19 protein-coding genes are annotated in these 21655 nt (G+C 49.7%); all 19 read right to left on the bottom strand.

The genetic code is table 11. The annotated features are described in order from the left end of the window. Positions 1–48: 48 nt before the first annotated feature. On the bottom strand, positions 49–1077 hold the full coding sequence (locus VSQ62_RS13615; RefSeq protein WP_334635421.1) for a LacI family DNA-binding transcriptional regulator: 1029 nt from the start codon (positions 1075–1077) through the stop codon (positions 49–51). Between the two features lie 201 nt (positions 1078–1278). Beyond that, the gene (locus VSQ62_RS13610; protein ID WP_334635420.1) at positions 1279–2634 is read right to left on the bottom strand and encodes a TldD/PmbA family protein; all 1356 of its coding nucleotides are present in this window, start codon (positions 2632–2634) and stop codon (positions 1279–1281) included. Then, a complete protein-coding gene (locus VSQ62_RS13605) occupies positions 2631–4016 on the bottom strand; it encodes a TldD/PmbA family protein (RefSeq protein WP_334635419.1) in 1386 nt (461 codons plus the stop codon). The genes VSQ62_RS13610 and VSQ62_RS13605 overlap by 4 nt, the downstream gene beginning before the upstream one ends. Before the next feature lie 79 nt (positions 4017–4095). Further along, positions 4096–5064, bottom strand: coding sequence for an ABC transporter ATP-binding protein (locus VSQ62_RS13600; RefSeq protein WP_334635418.1), 969 nt, complete (start codon positions 5062–5064; stop codon positions 4096–4098). Next, the gene (locus tag VSQ62_RS13595) at positions 5064–6086 is read right to left on the bottom strand and encodes an ABC transporter ATP-binding protein (RefSeq protein WP_016217269.1); all 1023 of its coding nucleotides are present in this window, start codon (positions 6084–6086) and stop codon (positions 5064–5066) included. The genes VSQ62_RS13600 and VSQ62_RS13595 overlap by 1 nt, the downstream gene beginning before the upstream one ends. Before the next feature lie 11 nt (positions 6087–6097). Beyond that, positions 6098–7045, bottom strand: coding sequence for an ABC transporter permease (locus tag VSQ62_RS13590; RefSeq protein WP_334635417.1), 948 nt, complete (start codon positions 7043–7045; stop codon positions 6098–6100). A gap of 12 nt (positions 7046–7057) precedes the next feature. Further along, complete coding sequence (locus tag VSQ62_RS13585; protein ID WP_334635416.1) at positions 7058–7981, bottom strand: ABC transporter permease; 924 nt, start codon at positions 7979–7981, stop codon at positions 7058–7060. A gap of 117 nt (positions 7982–8098) precedes the next feature. Beyond that, positions 8099–9772 (bottom strand): peptide ABC transporter substrate-binding protein, encoded by a 1674-nt coding sequence (locus VSQ62_RS13580; RefSeq protein WP_334635415.1) that lies wholly within the window; start codon positions 9770–9772, stop codon positions 8099–8101. A gap of 236 nt (positions 9773–10008) precedes the next feature. Then, positions 10009–10863, bottom strand: coding sequence for a MurR/RpiR family transcriptional regulator (locus tag VSQ62_RS13575; RefSeq protein ID WP_334635414.1), 855 nt, complete (start codon positions 10861–10863; stop codon positions 10009–10011). 218 nt (positions 10864–11081) lie between these two features. After that, complete coding sequence (locus VSQ62_RS13570) at positions 11082–11885, bottom strand: histidinol-phosphatase HisJ family protein (protein ID WP_334635413.1); 804 nt, start codon at positions 11883–11885, stop codon at positions 11082–11084. 105 nt (positions 11886–11990) lie between these two features. Further along, positions 11991–12344, bottom strand: a complete 354-nt coding sequence (locus VSQ62_RS13565) for a DUF1667 domain-containing protein (protein ID WP_334635412.1) — start codon at positions 12342–12344, stop codon at positions 11991–11993. Positions 12345–12349: 5 nt separating this feature from the next. Next, complete coding sequence (locus VSQ62_RS13560; RefSeq protein WP_334635411.1) at positions 12350–13612, bottom strand: NAD(P)/FAD-dependent oxidoreductase; 1263 nt, start codon at positions 13610–13612, stop codon at positions 12350–12352. Further along, positions 13605–15068: an NAD(P)/FAD-dependent oxidoreductase gene (locus VSQ62_RS13555; protein ID WP_334635410.1), complete on the bottom strand. Its 1464-nt coding sequence runs from the start codon at positions 15066–15068 to the stop codon at positions 13605–13607. Before VSQ62_RS13555 ends, VSQ62_RS13560 begins: the two co-directional genes overlap by 8 nt. Before the next feature lie 65 nt (positions 15069–15133). After that, positions 15134–16630 (bottom strand): glycerol kinase GlpK, encoded by a 1497-nt coding sequence (glpK, locus tag VSQ62_RS13550; protein WP_334635409.1) that lies wholly within the window; start codon positions 16628–16630, stop codon positions 15134–15136. Then, positions 16623–17714 (bottom strand): ethanolamine utilization protein EutH, encoded by a 1092-nt coding sequence (locus VSQ62_RS13545; protein ID WP_334635408.1) that lies wholly within the window; start codon positions 17712–17714, stop codon positions 16623–16625. Before VSQ62_RS13545 ends, glpK begins: the two co-directional genes overlap by 8 nt. A 181-nt stretch (positions 17715–17895) precedes the next feature. Further along, entirely contained in the window at positions 17896–18654 is a 759-nt protein-coding gene (locus VSQ62_RS13540; protein ID WP_334635407.1) for a DeoR/GlpR family DNA-binding transcription regulator, read from the bottom strand. A 192-nt stretch (positions 18655–18846) separates the two neighbouring features. After that, entirely contained in the window at positions 18847–19938 is a 1092-nt protein-coding gene (gene mnmA / locus VSQ62_RS13535; RefSeq protein ID WP_334635406.1) for a tRNA 2-thiouridine(34) synthase MnmA, read from the bottom strand. A 5-nt stretch (positions 19939–19943) separates the two neighbouring features. Further along, entirely contained in the window at positions 19944–20384 is a 441-nt protein-coding gene (gene nifU / locus VSQ62_RS13530) for a Fe-S cluster assembly scaffold protein NifU (RefSeq protein ID WP_334635405.1), read from the bottom strand. A gap of 66 nt (positions 20385–20450) precedes the next feature. After that, the gene (gene nifS / locus VSQ62_RS13525; RefSeq protein WP_334635404.1) at positions 20451–21635 is read right to left on the bottom strand and encodes a cysteine desulfurase NifS; all 1185 of its coding nucleotides are present in this window, start codon (positions 21633–21635) and stop codon (positions 20451–20453) included. Between the last annotated feature and the right edge of the window lie 20 nt (positions 21636–21655).

Raw genomic sequence — 21655 nt, 5'->3', positions numbered from 1 at the left:
ACAGGGTTATTAGTAAATATATCATTTCCTAATAACCCTGTCTTTTTCTCAGATACTTTCTTCGCATGTTCTCATATCCAGCACGCTCTCTCTGCAGATCAGAGAAGTCTGCAGTGCAATTTTCAACTTTCCGTGCTTCGTGCCGTTCATTCGAGACAACAGACATTCTACCGCCCAACGGCCTAACTGCCTCTTATCCACACGCATCGTAGAAAGAGGAGGATTCATGATATCGCACAACGGCATATCATCAAATCCGACAATAGAGATATCTTCCGGAACTCTGTATCCATATTCCTGAAACGCTTTCATGGCTGCCGCCGCAATGATGTCATTATCCGCGAAATATGCATCTGCAAGCTCCGGCTTCCCCTCCAGGATCCGAACCATATCCTGATAACCCTGTGCGGACATTGAAGACAGGCAGTGCACATACTTTGGATTCACCGGAATACCATGCGCCTCTAATGCCTTCTGATATCCGGCCGCACGTTCTGCAAAATTACTGATCGAAACCGACGAATGTAAATAACCTATCCTTCTGTGCCCCATCCTGACAAGATAATCCGTGGCACAGTACGCCCCCTGGCTGTTATTGATCACGACGCAGTCATAATCCAGATCATCATAATAGCAATCCAAGACGATCACAGGAATCCCAACTTCCCGTAAAATTCCAAAATCCCCTCTGTTCATCTCTGTTGCCAGCAGAATCATACCTTCACCGGACATCGAACTGATATTCTTAATCTGTTGCTGTACATCCGACGAACCGGTCAGATAACTGATGTTCACCATGCCGTTCTTCTCACTGCATTCCTGGATAACCCCTTCGATCACCTGCAGAAAAAAAGGTGTATCTGACACCACCATTGCGTGCTTCTGGTAAACCACCAATTGAATCGTCCATTTTCCCAAGGCAGAAGACTTTGACGGAACATAGTCATATTTTTTCGCTGCTTCTAACACAAGCCTTTTTGTTGCTTCACTGACGCCGGATCTGTTATTGAACACCATGGAAACCGTCGCTGGCGACAAGTGGATCTTTGCCGCCAACTCCTTTGCTGAAATACTCATATTGCAATCCCTTTTCCGCTTTTCGTTAATTTCTGTCCGTTTACAGACAGAAAATCTGTCTGTATTCTAACAAAATATATACCATGTGTCAATAAACCTGTTAAATTCATTTGAATTCATTTGAAGAAATATCTTAGATTCAATTACCGGTTTCTTTGCCATGATCAAATCCAGGCCTCCTCCCGTTCTCCCAACGCATCTTCATTCCCCGGACACCATAAGGCTTTTCACCCTGACTGTCGGGCTCACGACACACGCCGCGCCTGTCATCCGGTACACCGGATCATCACCGATCATTTCAATATCCTTCCACAATTCACAGATATTTCCCGATATCGTAAATTGACAGACCGCTGTGCACACCTGTCCGTTCTCGATCCGGTTTCCGCTGGCCAGCAGAGAGAAATCTCCGCTCTCCGTATCTGCTCCCGCGAACATCCCCTCAACCTTTGTAATATAGACTCCGCCTTCCGAAGCCCTGATCATCTCTTTTATCGCAAATACATCTTTCTCCGATGAGAGGATGACGTTCGTAACTCCCGTTCCGATATCCGCCGTAGCATCCGGCTTAAATCCATTCCCGGTACTTTTACACCCCGCCTCGGCCGCGCTCTTCTTATTATATAATGAAGCTTCGAATACACCTTCTTTGATCAGGATTTTCTCGGAAACCGGCGTCCCCTCATCATCGATCCTCCGTCTGCGCGTCCCTTTCACGCTGAAAGGATCTTCTTCTATTCTGAGAAACCGGCATCCTGCCTGTTTCTTCTCTTTACCTGTCAGCGCACTGCTGTTCTGCCTGATATTCTCTGCATAGAATATAGGCAGATAGTGTCCGATAAACTCTGCCATCACACAGTTTTCTAACACGATAGGATAACTTCCCGATAGAAGTTTCTCCCCATGAAGACCGAATCTGGCATGCTTAGCCGCCCGTCTCGCCAGATCCTGTACGGTTCTTAAGAATTCTTCCCGTTCCTTTATATCCACTACCGCAAGCTTCGTCGCAGCCGACACAGAGTCGCCGTCTCTTGCCGACACCCGGATCGTAAATGTACAATCCCCGTCGTCGTCCGCCAGATAATTCAGATCCTCATCCAGCAAGGTTATAGTTTCTTCATACTGCTGATATTCACATCGCTCCACAAAATCTGCCTTCTCACAGGAAAGCGCCTCCCGTTCCGCGTACCTTAAGCACTCTGCGATCTCCTCTTTTTCAATCGTGCGCCACCGCTGCCCCCTGTAATCTCTGCTCTCTCTTATCTTATCCGGAAACTCCCGGCTGCCGAAGATTCCCGCCGTCTCCTTAAGTCTGCAGATCATCTCGTCTCCCTCATCCAGGGAATTCGCAGACGCACAGCAGTACTCTCCGTCCCATACCGCTTCCGCAGCATACATCCTGCTGTTTCCACATTCATATGTCTTCACCTTCTGGCACTGTACCGCAAGAAACAGTGTTTTTCTGGAATTAACCGACAGCCTTATATGCTCAAATCCTTCTTCCTTAAGCCGCCTGATGAAATTTCTGACATTCGTCTCTTCCCATACACCTGTCATAATTCTTTTCCTCCCACTGTCATCTCCGTGATCCGCACTGCAGGCTGGCCGGCTCCGATCGGGATCTGACCGCTTCCTGCATAGCAATATCCCTGACCCAGCGCGAAATCATCCGACACCATATCGACCTTCGGCAGGATCTCTCTTCCTGTGCCGATCAGAGTTGCACTCTTAAGCGGCACAGTGATCTCTCCTTTTTCGATCAGATATGTCTCTCCCGTATTAAAGTTAAATTCCCCTGTCAGAGGATCCACTGATCCGGCATTAATATCCTTCACGAACACCCCCTTATCTACCGAATCCAACATATCTGAGAGCTTGTCCGTCCCCGGGGCGATATATGTATTCGTCATACGGGAAACCGGGGCAAACCGGTAATTCTCTCTCCTTGCCGAACCGGTTGGTTTAAGTCCCATCCGCTTTGCTTCCATCCTGTCTAAAAGGTATCCCTTCAAGATACCACTCTCAATCAGCACATTTTTCCGGGTCAGTATCCCTTCGTCATCAATCCCAAGAGACCCCCATTCCCCGGCCATAGAACCGTCATCCACCAGTGTTACTTTCTCTGAAGCGATCCTGGTCCCGATCTTGCCTGCGAATTCAGAGCACCCGTTGGCAACCGAGGTCCCCTCCAACGAATGTCCGCACGCCTCATGGAAGAATAATCCCCCGAACCCATTGGCAATGATCACCGGCATCCGGCCCACCGGACAAGGCCTGGCCCCAAGCATGTTCTTCGCATTCCGGGCAATCTTCCTTGCATGTTCTTCCAGTCTGCCGTCTTCAAGAAACTCTGGTCCGCACATGGCTCCAGGTCCTGTAAAACATGTCTGACGATCTCCTTGTCTGTCGTCTTTTGCCGTCATAAGCAGACGCACTCTTGTCCGTAACCTGCGTTCTTGTGCATATATTCCCTCTGTATTGGCGATCTGTACCCGCTGATCTGTATCCAGATAACCTGCCCGTCCCTGTACGATACAGCTTTCTTCGCTTTTCCCGGTTTTGACGATTCCCTTTAATAACCCGATCTTCTTTTGCAGCGCCATACGGCCCGGAGCCATCCGGTACATCGTGACCTCATGAGGTGTCATTGCGGAAAGAGGCGTTCTCTTACCGAAAACGCCTCCTGTGCCAAGGTACTCCTTCAAAAGCCTGAGCACTTTCTCTTCTCTTGTATCTGCACTATACAGATATTCACATTCTAATCCCCGGAACATACGGATTCCGATCCCGCTCTCCCTTGTGCAGGAACATTTGGAAACTTCCGAATCCACGAGATCAACCCTTGTCCGCTCCGCATCCTCAAAGAACACCTCGGCATAATCCACTTTGCATGAAACCGCATAATCCAGTATCTTCTCTATATATGCCTGTGTCAGCATTCTTATTGCACTCCTTTTCTCTATTCTGAATTCTTCTCTTACAGCAACAATGCCCTTGTATGTCCTTGCCAGGATATCTTCACCAATCTTTCTTTCCGCACATGTGGCAGGCCACATAATGGTTTGGTTCTACCTCTTTTAACTCAGGCATCTCCTGTCCGCAGATTTCCTTCGCGTACTTACATCTTCCCTTGAACCGGCATCCGGCAGGAGGATTGATCGGACTTGGCACCTCGCCTTCCAGATGCACTCTTGACTTTCCTTCTTCTTCATCCGGATCTGCCTCCGGAATAGCCGAGATCAACGCCTGTGTATACGGATGGACCGGATGATCATACAACGCATGATTACCGGCAAGTTCTACCATAACCCCCAGATACATAACGCCCACCCTGTCGGAAATGTGCTTTACCATAGACAGGTCGTGGGAGATAAACAGGTACGTCAGTCCCATCTCTCGCTGCAGCTTGATCAGCAGGTTTACGATCTGTGCCTGGATCGATACGTCAAGAGCAGAGATCGGCTCGTCACAGACAATGAATTTCGGTTCCACGGCAAGCGCCCTCGCGATTCCCACGCGCTGCCGCTGTCCGCCGGAGAGCTCATGGGCAAACCGATTGGCATACTCCGCATTCAGTCCCACCTTGTGAAGCAGATCGTTCACCTTCGCCTCTTTCTCCTTCTCCGACATATGGAAATGCACATTCATTCCCTCGGTAATGATCTCTCCGATAGTCATACGGGGATCCAGAGATGCATACGGATCCTGGAAGATGATCTGGGCATCCTTGCGGAATCCGAGCAGTTCCTTTCCCTTAAGCTTCGATACGTCTTTTCCCTCAAACAGCACCGTACCGCCTGTGGCTTCATATAGCTTCACCAGTGTACGTCCGCAGGTCGTCTTACCGCACCCGGACTCACCAACCAGCCCGAGAGTCTCGCCCTTCTTAAGCTGGATATTTACGCCGTCTACCGCTTTTAACGTCTGGTTCTTGCCTGCCTTGAAATATTTACACAGATTCTTCGCCTCTACGATATATTCACCCATTATTTATCCCTCCTATCATAAAACGACTCTACCTTCGGAGCCTTCTCATGCATCAGCCAGCAGGATACCTTGTGTGTATCGCTAAGAACCGTCTCCTTAGGCTTACATTCTTTACAGATAGGCATACAGTACTCGCATCTGTCTGCAAATGGACAGTGATTCAGCGGAAGCAGCAGATCCGGCGGCGTCCCGCCAAGGGCGTAGAGTTCTTCTTTGGATTCGCTGCCAAGCCTCGGCACAGACCGAAGCAGCGCCCAGGTATATGGATGCTTGCTCTCGTTAAAGATCTCTTTCGTCGTTCCCCGCTCTACTACCTCTCCGGCATACATCACCTGGATACGGTCCGCAAAATTAGCCACAACGCCCAGGTCATGGGTAACCAGGATGATCGCTGTGTTCATCTTGGTCTTTAACTCCATCATCAGATCCATGATCTGCGCCTGGATCGTTACATCCAGCGCCGTCGTAGGTTCATCTGCAATCAACACATTCGGGTTACATGCCAGGGCAATGGCGATCATGACTCTCTGGCGCATACCGCCGGACATCTCATGGGGATAATTATCAATACGTTTCTCCGGGCTTGGGATATTGACCAGCTTGAGCATATTGACGGCTTCTTCCTTTGCCGCCTTCTTATCAAGCTTCTTATGGATCATCAGACTCTCCATGATCTGGTTGCCCACCGTCATCGTCGGATTCAGGGAAGTCATTGGATCCTGGAAGATCATGCCCACTTCATCCCCGCGGAACTCACACAACTCCTTCTCACTCATCTTCAGTACGTCTTTTCCGTTACAGATGATCTTCGACTCCGGCTTGATCACTGCAAAAGGCGGTTTCAAGAGACGGAGGATCGACTTGGCAGTTACTGTCTTCCCGCATCCGGACTCTCCTACGAACGCAAGCGTCTCTCCTTTACTAAGTTCAAAGCTTACGCCGCGCACAGCCTTTACCTCTCCGGCATATGTATTAAAGGAAACATTCAAATTGTCAACTTCTAATATTTTATCTTTTTCCATATCCGTCTCTCCTATTTTCGTAATTTCGGATCCAGTGCATCCCGAAGGCCGTCGCCCAGCAGCGTGAATGACAGCATAGTAAGGGCGATCATCAGCGCCGGGAACAAAAGCTGGTAAGGGTAGAACATGAAGTTCTGCTGTGCTGCCGAAGCGAGCGCGCCCCAGCTTGTTGACGGCGGCTGGATTCCAAGTCCTACATAACTTAAGAATGCTTCTGAGAAAATATATCCCGGAATATCAAAGGTAATGGCAACGATGATCATTCCGATCGTATTCGGTATCATATGCTTTAATATGATCTTAATAGGAGCAACACCCAGCGCATTGGCTGCCAGTACATATTCCTGCGACTTAAGCTGCAGCATCTGGCCGCGTACAAGCCTTGCTATTCCGCACCACCCGGTAAGCGTCAGGGCGACCAGCATGGTTCCAAGGCTCTTGCTGTCTGTTACGACCGAGATCAGGATAACGATGATCAGGTACGGAATACTTAAGAGTACCTCTACGATACGCATCATGATATCGTCCACCGCTCCTCCGAAATATGCGGCGATTCCGCCGTAAATACTCCCCACAACACTGGCGATCACGGCGCCTAAGATACCGATGATGATAGAGACACGTCCCGCCTGCCATACTCTGGCAAAAAGATCTCTGCCCAGATCATCTGTTCCAAACCAGTGCTCCGCGCTTGGCCCCTGATTGATCGCATCTGAATCTATCTGTTCAAATTCATAACCGCTGATCGCAGGGCCGAAGATAATGAAAAAGATCAGTATCAGAAGAATGATCAGCGCCACAAACGCTACTTTATTCTCCCGAAGCCTTCTCCACGCGTCTCTCCAGTAACCGATCCGAGGCCTTGACGGTGCTTCCGCATCTTTATCAATTCCGATGATCTTGAATTTCTCATCAGGTATATTTTCCATCATATTTGTCACATCATGGTTCACCAACATCTGCTCTTCCTCCTACTTCACACGAATTCTCGGGTCCATAAGACTATACGCGATATCCACTGCAAGCTGTACGAATACGAACAGCGCGGCCGCAAAGATCGTTGTACCGATGATCATCGTATAGTCTCTGTCATTGATTGAATTGATATAGTAGAAACCAAGTCCCGGGATACCGAAGATCTTCTCCACTACGAAAGAACCGGTGAAGATACCGGACACCTGTCCCACCAGAAGTGTCATACATGGAAGGAATGCATTCTTAAGGACATGCTTTTTGACCACGTTAAATCTGCTGACGCCCTTTGCCTCTGCCGTGAGGATGTAATCCTGTCCCATGACATCCAGCATGTTGGATTTCACATATCGTGCATATGTCGCTATAGTTCCAAAACTCAGTACAATGATCGGGAGCACGATATTCTTCCAGCTTCCCCATCCCGTTGTCGGAAGCACCATCAGCTTCACGCTGAAGATGTACTGAAGGACGGATGCCAGAACAAAGACAGGCACCGTGATCCCAAGGATCGCAATAAACATGACAATATAGTCCGGCCACTTATTCTTATTAAGGGCAGCGACGATCCCCAGAAGGATACCGATGATAAGACCTACAACCAGCGCCATTCCGCCGGGTTTTGCAGATACCGCCGAATTGGTCATCAGCGTGTCTGTAACCTCGCGCCCCGGATATCTTAAAGACTCCCCCATCTCTCCTTTGGTGAGCAGATTCTTCATGAAGATCACATACTGCTCAGGAGTCGATTTATCCAGTCCATATTTTTCATAATAATTCTCTCTCGTCTGTTCCGGGAGATTCCTGGCCATATGCGCAAGGGGATCTCCGGGGATACTGTGCATCAGAAAGAATGTTGCCGTAATGACGATAAACAGCGTGATCAGCATATATCCGATACGCTTTATGATAAATTTTGCCATCTCTTCTCTCCCTTTTTCGTTCTGATTTCTTCTGTGCCCTTTCGGACGGGCTTTGCCCGGCAAAGTACAAAAAAAGATACCATCGCCTGGAAGCAGGCGACGGTATCTTCATGCTACCTATCTTCCTTCAATATATACATACTTCAATCCAGAAGTAGATGTGAACTTCTCGTCCACATTCTTTACATAGCTGTAGCGGAATATATGCTGCATCTCATTGACAAGCGGACAGATATTGCATCCCTCGTTGAACAGGATCTGCTCTGCCTGGGAATAAAGGTCTACTCTCTTCGCCTCATCCATCTCTTTTCCTGCCTGATCGATCAATGCATCGAACTCCTCGTTCGACCAGCCTGTCGGGATATTACTGGAATTCTCTGTGGTAAACAGGGAGATCATGGACATTGGGTCGTCATAATCCGTACTCCAGGTCATGTTAGCCATCTGGTACTCACCGCTGTTAGTCTTCTGCTGGAAAGTGGACCACTCGTTGAAATCCAGTTCAATATTGACGCCCAGGACGTCTTTGTACTTCTGCTGAACATATTCTCCGTAATTACGCGCCCACTGGGTTGTCGCGCTCAGAGAATATTTTACCGTGATCTTGGAAGGATCGCTTCCCAGTCCCAACTCGTCCATTCCTTTAAGAAGCAGCTCTTTTGCGTCCTCTTCCTTCGCTATCTTCTCAAGCGGAGCCTCTACCTGATCCCGGTAATCGCCAAGCTCTCCTGTGGAAACTGCCTGCGGAACCCACCAGTACGCCGGGATATGCATATCCTGATAGATCGTCTTCGCCATATCCTCTCTGTCAACGGCAAGTACGAATGCCTTGCGCACATTCAGGTTGCTGAACAGTTCGTCATTCACATTGAAGAAATCATAACGCATGGAAGGAATCACTGCATCGATTCTGTCCACACCTTCCTTTTTGTCAAAACGGTTCACCCATTCCTCCGTACCCGTAGAACACCAATCCAACTGACCGCTGTCAAAGGAGTTGAACACAGCCGTCTCATCATTGATGATCGCATAATTAATCTTATCAAGCTTCACATTTTCAGCGTCCCAGTAATTCTCATTCTTCACCAGCTTAATCTCAGAATTATGTGTCCAGCTCTCAATCTTAAAAGGTCCGTTTCCAACGAAATTCTCAGCCTCTGATCCATAAGTCTCTCCGTACTGCTCCGCGAAATCCTGACGTACCGGATAACATGCCCTCGTATCGGTCAGCGACATAAAATACGGGGTTGGAGCTTCCAGTGTGATCTCCAGCGTCTTGTCATCGACTGCTTTCACACCAAGTTCCTCCACAGAAGCTTCTCCGTTCACTACCTTGCTTCCGTTCTTGATGAAGCTGGCTGTAAAGAATGAGTTCGGGGAACCTGCGTCCGGGTTCAATGTCTGTGTAATACCATAAGCATAGTCTGCCGCTGTTACTTCCTGACCGTCAGACCACTTATTGTCACGGATCTTGAATGTCCATACGGTGCCGTCTTCATTAGACTCCCAACTCTCGGCGCCCGCCGCCTCCCTTACCTGCTCTCCGTCCTTTTCAACCAGACGTGTCAGCGGCTCCATGGTGTTGATCAGGATGCCTCGGCTGTAATTGTCATTTCCTTTGATGGAATCGAGTGTGGAAGGCTCTGTCTGAAGATAAGTATTATAATACTGCTCCTCTCCGCCTCCGGATCCTCCGGACCCTCCGGATGATCCTCCGTCGCCTTTTCCACATGCCGCAAGCGATAATGTCATTGTCGCCATAAGCAGTGATGCAATCAATTTCTTTTTCATAAATTGACCTCCTTTATGCTTTTGGTTTATTTAGATATATACATTGTCTATATCTAATATATCTTTTGTCTATTATAGCAAATACTATAGTTTTTGAATATAGATATTCAAAAAAATATGCAATTTTGTACAAATTGCATATTTTAAACTATAGTATTTATTATATTTTACCAAAAAACTAATCCATCACTAATTAGGCAACCCTGTCCGCATATCCGGCGATCCGGGAACAGATATTAAAAAAGTTCGCCAAACTCCTTTCCCACTACACCCTCTTCCATACCGCCCTCGATCTTAACCGCTGACACCAGCATATTGATCATGGCCATAGGCGCAGAAGCCGTATTCAGAAACATCCTGGTCGTACTGCGGACTGTCAGAAGCTTATCCGCATATTTCGCTACTCCCGCTCCCGGACTGTCCGTAATGCCGACTATCTTCGCTCCCTTCATCTTCGCATACTTTGTCATCTGTTCTGTCATAAAGTAATAATCTGGAAATGAAATCGCCACAAACAATGTATCTGCATCCAAAGCGGGGAGGACAGAGTAGACACTTTCATTCAACTCAGTATTAACGATCATAGACGGAATCTGTGATCCTGCAAGATCTGAGGCAAGCCACTGACAGAGGATATGGGATAACCCTCTCCCGCATAATATGATCTTATGGTATTCAATGAAAAGCCTTGCCGTCTCCATAACCTGACGGCAGTCAAAATTCTTAATGTACTCTTCTATAAGGCACCGTTCTTCCATACATATCTCTGTTAGCAGACGCTCTTTATCACTCAGCTCATATTCGGGCAGCGCAGTATTAAAATAGTCGTTCTGTTTATATATATCCATCCGCCGGTTGACATTGATATACTTACGTACTTCATATTTCATTTCATTGAAGCTCTTATATCCCAGAACCTTACAGGTATTTAAGATGGTTATCTCTGTGATTCCCAGTTCCTTATTCAACTCCTTTAACGTGACAAATGCCATTGTGTCAATATTTTTTCTCATATAATCGGCAATCCGTCTTTGTTTCTTTGTCATAGAAGGATATGTTTCTTCTATCCGCATCATAATATCCTTGTTCATTACTTTGTCCCATCCTAATATGCTAAACACTTTAGTTCGTTATCGTGTTATTATACTATCAATTTAAAATTTGCGCAATAGATAAAAACCATATGAACAAACCATGAACAAACCACAGTGATAACTAAGCAAAAAGGCTGCGCATGCTAAGCGCAGCCCCTCATTTTCACCGCCCGTGTCGCGATAAAGCTTGGCGCTCTGTCAGGATGAATCCCACCTTACGGCAGCTTCTTAAACTCTGCCTTGCGCCCAACAAACTCTGTATAATACCGAAATCCGCAGCTCTTCAAGATCTCCGGCACCTTCTGGAAGTCATAGGCGACGTGCTCCGGCTTATGGGCATCTGCCCCGATCGTCAAGATCTCCCCGCCAAGCTCCCGATAACGCCTAAGCACATCCTTATGCGGATGTGCGTAAGGAAGGCCGTATTTTAGCCCCGCGGTATTCAGTTCGATCCCTTTCCCGTGCTCGATCAGATACCGCAGGATCTGATCGATGATATCTCCAAATCTTCTATAAGAATATTCCTCTTCCTTATGCCTTCCATAGCGGGTCACATAGTCCAGGTGTCCCAGCACATCGAAGTCCTCCACCTTCCGGATATTCTCATAGGTCTCCAAGAAAGTCTCTTCATATGCATCCGCATCACTGCGCCCTTCAAAGAACTCCTTATAGTACGGATCCCTGGAACCAATCAGATGGACGGATCCAATCACGAAATCAAACGGATTCTGCCCCACATACTCCAGGTAATAGGCACCAAGATGCGGCTGCAATCCGATCTCCACACCGATCCGCACCGGAATCCTAGTCCGGTATTGCTCCTGCAATACCCTCATCCGGTCAAAATATTCCTTCACGTCGAAGGTCCACTGGTTCCCTTCACTTATATAGTCCTTATCCTCATGGTCCGTAAAACAGACCGCATCTAATCCCTTCGCAAGGGCGCTTTCTATCATATCCTCCGGATTCGCATCAGAATCCAAGGAAAATCCTGTGTGCATGTGGCAATCTGACAGCATAATCTCACCTTCTCAACTCTTTAATATCGTGCCGGATTCAGTATAACATAACCGGATACCAAAGTCTATGCTATTTGACGAAGGAAAGAAGGCTATGGAATACCTCTACGCTTCCCCGGTTGCCACGATATCGACACCGGTGCCGCACACATTCTCAATCAGTACATCATACACCCTAACCGGCGCTTCTGCCGCACTTCCCCGAATCGCCTCCATACAATCCATGATCTTCTCCTTCGGCACCGGTTTGGCGGAGCGCACCGGAATCACCGGATTCTTCCCGCCCTCAAGCCTCATCGTAGTCGTAAGGATCCTGACCGGATGTGCGAATTCAGCGGATGCGTACTGCTCCCCTCTCTTACAGGTATGCCCGGTGATACTTTCGATCTTCTCACCCTCTCCTTCCACGGTGATCCTGCATCCCATCGGGCATACAGTACAGATGATCTCCTTCTTCATAACGGTTATCCCTCCTTTACCACCTCAACGGTCACTTCATTCTCTTCAATATCCTTCGTATGGATCTCTATATGCTCCATCTCACCCGGGTTCACCCGCGCCGCTTTTTTTGACGATAATATCTTATCCCCTGACTTTGCCCGGATGATCACCTTCTCATCGGGATGAAGCACACGGAAGTAGAGGCTCACCGTCTCGTCCTCATCTGCAGCGCTGACCGACTGGGGACACAGATAACGGACATTCCCACCCGGCATATTTTCCACTCTATTTGTTTCCCTGGCAAGACATCCCATCGCATATCTTGCGGCATAAGCTCCGGCCCTTCGGCTCTCCACGCTTACATTGTCCGCTAAATCGTTGACATGCACCACATTGCCGCAGGCAAATATATTCTCTGCGGAGGTCTGCATATACTGGTTCACCTTCGGTCCATTGGTGACCGGGGAGATCTCTATATCAGCCTTCCTGGTAAGTTCATTTTCCGGGATCAGCCCTACAGACAGCAAGAGCGTATCACATTCCAGATATTTCTCGGTTTCTTTTACCGGCTTTTTATCCGCGCCCACCTGCGCGAAATGGACTCCTTCCACCCTCTGATAACCGTCGATCTTCGTGATGGTATGGGACAGATACAACGGTATGCCGAAATCATCCAGACATTGTACCTTATTCCTCGTAAGCCCCGCCAGATAGTCCATCAGCTCGATCACCGCCAGAACCTCCGCGCCCTCAAGTGTCATCCTGCGCGCCATGATCATCCCGATATCCCCGGAACCAAGGATCACGACCCGTTTTCCCACCATCTGGTTCTGGCGGTTTACGAGCCTCTGGGCGGCCCCGGCCGTGTAGACTCCTGCCGGACGACTTCCCGGTATCATAATATTGGCCCTCGTCCGTTCTCTGCATCCCATGGCAAGGATGATGCTTGCCGCATGGACCGTCGTCAGACCATGCTCCCGGTTCACACAGAGAATCTCTCCTTCCTCCTTCCTGATCTCAAGAACCATAGAATTCAGCAGGAATTCTACGCCCCTTTCGGCCGCTTCCTTGGCGAATCTTGCCGCATACTCTGGTCCCGTAAGCTCTTCCTTGAAATATGTAAGTCCGAATCCGGGATGGATACACTGCTGCAGGATCCCTCCGATACTCTCATCCCGTTCGATCACCAGAACTTCCCCGGATCCCTCTTTCTTTGCTGCAACGGCTGCCGATAAACCTGCCGGGCCGCCGCCGATCACCGCTACGTCACATTCTACTCTATACATATCCATTCTCCCTCTGCTTTTTGTTCCTTCCGGTTACCATATAAGATCCTTTCAGATTCTTCTCCACCTGGTCTGCCGGAATCTCCAACTCCCTTGCCAGGATCTCGATCACCTTCGGACCGCAGAAGCCTCCCTGGCACCGTCCCATTCCGGCTCTTACTCGTCTTTTCACCGCATCCACGGTTCTCGCTCCAAGCGGCCGGCGGATCGCATCTACGATCTCGCCTTCCGTAATAGTCTCACAACGGCAGATGATCGTTCCGTACAGAGGATTCTCCCGAATGACGGCCTCCTGTTCTTCCTCCGTCATCTTGTGGAAACACGGAATTCCCTTCCTCGTCTTCTTGAAATCATCCTTTAAAATGAGATTTAGCCCGATCTCTTTTAATTTTTCCGTCACATATTTGCCCATGGCTACGGACAGGGTAAGCCCCGTTGAACGCACGCCCGACAGGTTCACATAGCCTTTCAGGTCGTCATAGACATCCACATGAAGCCCCTCCGGATTCCGGTTAGGGCGAAGTCCGCTGTACTGTGTGATGGTATCCCGGATATTGACACTAGGGATCATCTTCCTTACATCCTCATATATGCTGTCAAGCCCCTCGGCCGTCACGGACACATCCACCTTGTTATCCAAATCCTCAGCCGTAGGTCCCACCAGCATATTGCCGTGGATGGTCGGCGTCATTAATTTCCCCTTTGTGATCTTCGTCGGGATCGGCAGTACGATATTCTTTACCTTACAATTCGTATTCTTATCCAAGATATAGAACTGGCCTCTTCTTGCCACCACCTTATAATCCGCCTTCCCGACCATTGCCGCGATGTCGTCGCAGTGGAGGGCAGCGGCATTTACCACATAAGAAGTCTCGATCTCCCCCTGTGTTGTCACTACCGCAGTCACAGATCCCTCCGCAGTCCTGATATCGGTTACTTCCGTGTTCAGCATAAAGTCTACGCCGTTTTCATTTGCATTTTCCGCAAGGGCCTGCACGAGGATGAACGGGTCGATAATGCTCTCACGCGGGATATATAACCCCCCTTTGACTTCCGGGTTCAGCTCCGGCTCTTTCAGAAGAAGTTCCTCTCTGGACAAATACTCCACGTCATACACATGGTTCTGGAATGCCTTCTCCTTGATCGCCGGAAGCTTCTCGAACTGTTCCCCGGTAAATGCCGGCAGCACCGCGCCGATCCGTTCAAACGGGATGTCCAGATCCTTGGTCAGTTCATCATACATGGGATTGGCAGCCACCACAAGCTGAGACTCCAGCGTACCCGGCGCGGCGTCATACCCAGTATGGATGATGGCGCTGTTGGACTTAGACGCGTCTCCGCCGATATCATCCCTCTTATCTACCACCGTTACATGGACTTGATATTTGGACAATTCCCTTGCGACGGCGCAGCCCACTGCGCCTGCTCCTATCACTACTACATCTGTCTTCTGCATGTTTCTCCCTCCTGTTTTCTGCCTGCGTCCAATCTGCACAGCAAACCGGCCGCAGGCCATCAAGCTTAATTCTCTTCCCAGTCCTTGGCACGCTCCACCGCCTTGTGCCATTTATCCAGAAGCTTCTTCCTGGTCTTCTCATCCATGGACGGCTCATAGCGCTTCCTTAATCTCCATTTGCCCTTGATATCATTCAGGCTCTTGAACTCACCGACACCATAGGCAGCCAAGTACGCCGCCCCAAGCGCCGTCGTCTCCGTGATCTCCGGAACATCCACCGGAATTCCCAGGATATCCGCCTGGAACTGCATCAGGAATTCATTCACGGAGGCTCCGCCGTCCACCCGCATCACTTCGATCTCAATACCGGAATCCCCAATCATCACATCCAGGTTATCCTTCACCTGATACGCCATACTCTCAAGCGTCGCCCTCACAATATGCTCTCTCGTGGTTCCTCCAGTCACACCAACCATCGTTCCTCTCGCATACTGATCCCAATGGGGCGCCGCAAGACCGGAGAATGCCGGCACGAAGAACACTCCGCCCGTATCCTCCACACTTTCTGCCATCGCTTCCGTATCCTTCGCATGCTCGATAATCCGAAGCTTATCCCTAAGCCACTGGACTGCCGCCCCAGCGATATAGATCCCGCCATCCAGAGCGAAGGTCATATGCCCCTGATCCAATCCCCAGCCTACCGTAGTCAGCAGCCCGTTTGCCGAATAAATAGGCTTATCTCCTGTATTCATCAGCATGAAACAGCCGGTTCCATATGTGGTCTTAACCGTTCCCGGTTCAAAACACGCCTGCCCGAATAGCGCTGCCTGCTGATCCACCACAGAGCCGGAGATGGGGATACCCGCGCCGAAGAAATCCAGCGGATCCGTATATCCATATACCTCGGCGCTGTCCCTGATCTCTGGAAGAATGGATCTTGGAATCCCTAGGATATCAAGGATCTCCTGATCCCATTCACCCGTGTGTACGTTAAAGAGCATGGTTCTCGACGCCGTAGACTGATCCGTCACAAATACCTTCCCGTGAGTCATCTTCCAGATCATCCAAGTATCCAGAGTTCCCGCATTGATCCTGCGAGCCTCTATCTTCTTCTTCACACCGGGTACATGGTCGATGATCCATCTGATCTTCGTCGCGCTGAAATACGCATCCACCACAAGCCCTGTCTTCTCGCGTATCATATCTCCGTGCTTCTCGCCGATCACATCGGCTTCCCTTGCCGTCCGCTTATCCTGCCATACGATTGCATTATAGACCGGCACTCCCGTCACATTATCCCACAGCACCACGGTCTCCCCCTGATTGTCAAGGCCGATACAGGTAACCTCTTCCATATTGATATCGGCCTCCTTTGCCGCCATATCTATGGATTCCAGTATCTTCTCCCAGATCTCCATAGGATCATGCTCTACCCATCCCGGCTGCGGGAAATGCTGTGTGTGCTCCTTATATCCCCTTGAGAGGCAGTTCCACTCTTCGTCAAGGACCAATACTGTCGTCCCGGTCGTTCCCTGGTCGATCCCCATATAATATTTACTCATTCTTCTCCTCCTCATTCATATTATTCGTCATCCAATATGCAAACACGATCGCGGCTGCACCCGCCGCAAGCTTTCCAACCACTACCGGTGTGATCATGGACGGCTGTACTCCCGCCGTGAATCCTAGATGGTCCCCAAGCGCCGCTGTTGCCGGAACCAGCCATGCCGTGTTGATAATAATCCCCCGTTTCTTCATATCTTTCATCATAGTATATACCGGTACGGAATTCGCAAGGGTGAATACGATTCCCGCCGCGCTGACCGCGTCCATTCCCATCTTCCTTCCTACAGCGTTCAACGGCTTGTCCAGAAGCTTCACCAGGATGGAAAGCACCGGGAAAGTTCCAAGGAGTATGATGGCGATCCCTGCGATCGCATCCATCCCTTCCATGATCGGCGCCATCCCCGGGATCAGGACAATCCCTGTAATGTGCTCGAATGCCGCTGCCGCCAAGCCGATATAGATGACAATCGTGATAAACTGCCCGAATATCGTACACCCCTTGATCATTTTCTCCGGGATCACCTTAAGCCCCAACGCAAGCAGTACGGAGATGATCAAGATTGGCAGCGTATTCATCAGAATCATCCCTAGAGCAAACCCTGCGATGAATCCGCCGATGATACAGCCGATCGGGATCGTGATCAGTCCAATCAGCAGTCCCTTGGAAAAATACTGCCGGTCGTCCTTCTCAATCAGTCCTAAGCCCACCGGAATCGAGAATACCAGCGTACATCCAAGCATGGACGCCACAATATTTCCTGCAAATAAACCTGCCTCTTGATTCTGCGCCAGCTCCATGGCCAGTGAATAGCCGCCCATATCGTTGGCAAGGATCGAACCAAACAGCGCCGGATCCGCTCCGATCGCCTGACACGCCGGTATGATCACCGGACCAAGCGCCTTAGAGATTACCGGAGCCAGACACACGATCCCTACCATCCCAAGCGCCAGGGAACCCATCGCCTGAAATCCTTCGTCGAACTTCTCGCCCAACCCAAACCGGTTCCCGATGATCTTGTCCGCTGCGCCGATCAGTGCGCCGAACGCCATCACCCATAAAATAATCTGATCAAATGACATCTTGTATCCTCCTTCATTTTTTTCACGGCCGTTTTTCTATTTCACAATCTATCACAATTATTATTTTTGTGCAAATCCACAATAATCAGATTTTTTGTGCATTTTATATTATTTTCAGCAAATAAAAATGTGGGAAAGTTACTTAATCGCAACTTATCCCACATATGTGTTACCTATATATCTATGTGACGATGATCTCAATCCCCCGCTCTCTTAACTCCTTTAAGATCTTCTTATCCGCCTTCTCATCCGTGATCAGACAGTCGATCCGATCCGGTGTGCAGACCTCGTTGAGCGCCTTGATGCCGAACTTGCTGTAATCCGCCATAGCGATCACCTTCTTGCTGTGCGTAATGTAATGCCGCCTCAGATTCGTCTCTTCGATATGATAATCCATGATCCCGCTCCTAGCGTCCAACGCCCCGACGCCCAGAAATAACTTCTCCGCATAGAACCGGTCCACCATATCCTCCGCCCAGAAGCCAGAACTTGTACCTTCCCCGTATCTCACCACGCCGCCAAGGATGATCACCGTAATGTCTGCGTCATCCATCAGCTCCAGAGCTATCTTAAGAGAATTGGTCAATACCGTGATCTTCTTCTTACCCTTAAGGAATCTTGCGAATTCCAGCGCCGTCGTCCCGATATCAATGATGATTGTCTCCCCGTCCTCCACAAGCGATGCAGCCCTTCTGCCGATCAGCAGCTTTTCCTCATAATTCTTAATCTCCCGGTAAGAATAATCCGGCTCGATGCTGTTCGCAACATTTAGGACGGCGCCTCCATGTATCCGCCTGATCACACCGCTTTTTTCCAGATCCGTCAAATCCCTGCGTATGGTTTCCATCGAAACCTGAAAAAGCTCCGACAATTCATTCGCCTTTATCACCCGGTTCTCTGCGGCCAGACGGATGATCTCATCTTTTCTCTGTAATTTCATGGACGGAATTTCCTCCTGATTTATCGTGCCAAACGCCAAAATACCACATCTTATCCACATATATTTTGTAACTTTCTCACAAAAATATATGGCTATAGAAATTTCTCCAACCTGCCGCTAGTACATCATTGCATTAATCTTGAAGTAATAGTGCTTATTACTCGAGAATTAATGCAATGATGTACTAGAAGCTTACGCTGCTCCGGTGATCGTTCCCCCGCCCAGCACGTGTTCTCCATCATACAGCACCACCGCCTGTCCCGGAGTGACCGCACGCTGAGGCTCCTCGAACACACACCGAATCTCGTCCGCACCTGTCTTACACACCCTGCACCAGGCGCCTTTGTGATTATAACGGATCTTAGCCCAGACTCTTCTCTCCTCTGTCAGATCCTCCACCGACATGAAATTCACCCGGTTTGCCCGTACCTCGTAAGCCAGAGATTCCTCATGCGTCCCGATTACGACCTCGTTGGTCTCAGGACGGATCTCAAGGACGAATACCGGATGTCCAAGAGCAAGTCCTAATCCCTTCCTCTGTCCCACCGTGTAGTGAATGATCCCCTTGTGCCGTCCGACGACCGTTCCGTCAGACAAGACAAAATTCCCCGGTTCTATTCTCCTGCTCGTTCCAACACATCTCACAATATAAGACGCATAATCCCCGTCCGGTACGAAGCAGATATCCTGGCTGTCCGGCTTATCCGCTACCCTAAGGCCGATGTCGTTCGCCATCTTGCGGATCTCCTCCTTGGTATACTCTCCCACCGGCATCAGGGTATGCGCAAGCTGCTCCTGCGTCAGATTATAGAGCGCGTAGGTCTGATCCTTGGCGACGTTACTGGAGGTTCTAAGCGCATATCTGCCGCCTGGCAGACGATCGATCCTGCCGTAATGCCCGGTCGCGATATAATCCGCGCCGATCTCCATACTTCTCCTTAGAAGTGACTCCCACTTCACATAACGGTTACAGGCAATACAGGGATTCGGCGTTCTTCCATGAAGATATTCGTCTATAAAGTAATCGGTCACGTTCGCCTTGAATTCCTCCCTGAAGTTCATCACATAATACGGGATCCCAAGGGAAGCCGCCACTCTTCTGGCATCCTCCACCGCGCTGAAACCGCAGCATCCGCCCTGTTCCTCCTGAGCCTCTTCCCCTTCCTTCTCCCAGATCTGCATCGTGACCCCTGTCACGTCATAGCCCTGTTCCTTTAACAGCCAGGCTGCCACAGAGGAATCCACCCCTCCGGACAGCCCGACTACCACTTTCTTCTTATCCATAAAAATTAATATTCCTCTTCTTCCTCCTCATCCTCATGAATATCCGACTTCGGCTTCTCAAGCCCTTCGATCTTGATCCCATGCTTCTCTGCATAATCCCACAGCGCCGCATGGATCGCTTCTTCCGCAAGCAGCGAACAGTGCACCTTCACCGGCGGCAGCCCATCAAGCGCCTCCATCACCGCCTTATTCGTCACCTGAAGCGCATCATAGATAGATTTGCCCTTCACAAGCTCCGTCGCCATGCTGCTCGTCGCCACGGCGGCGCCGCACCCAAAGGTCTTAAATTTCACATCCTGTATGATCTGATCATCATCAATATCCAGATAGATACGCATGATATCACCGCATTTTGCATTGCCTACCGTACCTACCCCGCTGGCATCCTCGATCTCTCCTACATTCCTTGGATGCTGAAAATGATCCATTACCTTCTCTGTATACATTCCTGATTCCTCCTAAAAAATCTTTTTTATCGTAACAATTCGGATACCTTCACTGTTACAGGCATCTTACTTCTTCTCTTTCTTAAGAAAATCCTCATAGAGCGGCGACATATTCCTAAGCGTACCCACGATCTCTTTTAAGCAGTCCACTACATAATCAATCTCTTCCTCCGTCGTCTCGTCGCTAAGCGTCATCCTAAGAGACCCATGGGCGATCTCATGGGGAAGCCCGATGGCAAGAAGCACATGGGACGGATCTAACGACCCGGAAGTACACGCTGAACCGCTGGACGCACAGATCCCCTTGCCGTCAAGCAGGATCAGAAGCGACTCGCCCTCCACGAACCGGAAGCTTACATTCACATTATTCGGAAGCCTGTCCGTCTTATGTCCGTTCAGCCGGCAATACGGGATCTCCTCCAGGATCCGGCTGATCATATGGTCGCGCAGCCCGCTCTCCTTCTCTGCCCTCGCTTCCATCGTCGCCGCAGCCCGCCGTACTGCCGTACCAAGTCCGATGATCCCCGGCACATTCTCCGTACCGGCACGGCGCTTCCGCTCCTGGGCTCCGCCGTGTACGAAAGAACGGATCTTCACACCCTTGCGGATATATAAGAAGCCGATCCCCTTCGGTCCGTTCAGCTTGTGTCCGCTGGCGCTCAGCATATCGATATGGCACTCATCCACATGGATCGGAACTTGGCCAAATGCCTGGACCGCATCGGTGTGGAACAGAATCCCCTTCTCATGGGCGATCTTGCCGATCTCACGAATCGGCTGAATGGTTCCGATCTCGTTATTGGCATACATCACCGAGATCAGGATCGTGGTCGGCCGGATCGCTTTCTTCAGATCATCAAGCCGCACCTTCCCGTCCTCGTCCACATCCAGATAAGTGACCTCATAGCCCCTCTTCTCCAGATATTCTGCCGTATGGAGGATCGCATGGTGCTCGATCTTCGTCGTGATAATGTGATTCCCCTTATCTCCGTAAGCTTCCGCAGCCGCCTTAAGCGCCCAGTTGTCGGATTCTGATCCCCCCGCTGTGAAATAGATCTCGTTGCTCTTCGCGCCAAGCACTTCCGCGATCACGTCCCTCTGCTCGCTGATCGCCTCCTTATTGCCGGAAGCAAATGTGTATACGCTGGACGGATTGCCGTAATTCTCTGTAAAATACGGAAGCATCGCTTCCACTACCTCCGGCGCTGTCTTCGTCGTCGCCGCATTATCCAGGTAAATGAATTTTCCCATCTCTATTCTCCTCTTCTCTA

The organism is Sporofaciens sp. JLR.KK001, from assembly GCF_036941055.1.
In the GTDB taxonomy this organism is placed as follows: Bacteria; Bacillota; Clostridia; order Lachnospirales; family Lachnospiraceae; genus Sporofaciens.
This window is presented reverse-complemented; position numbering and strand designations above follow the sequence as displayed.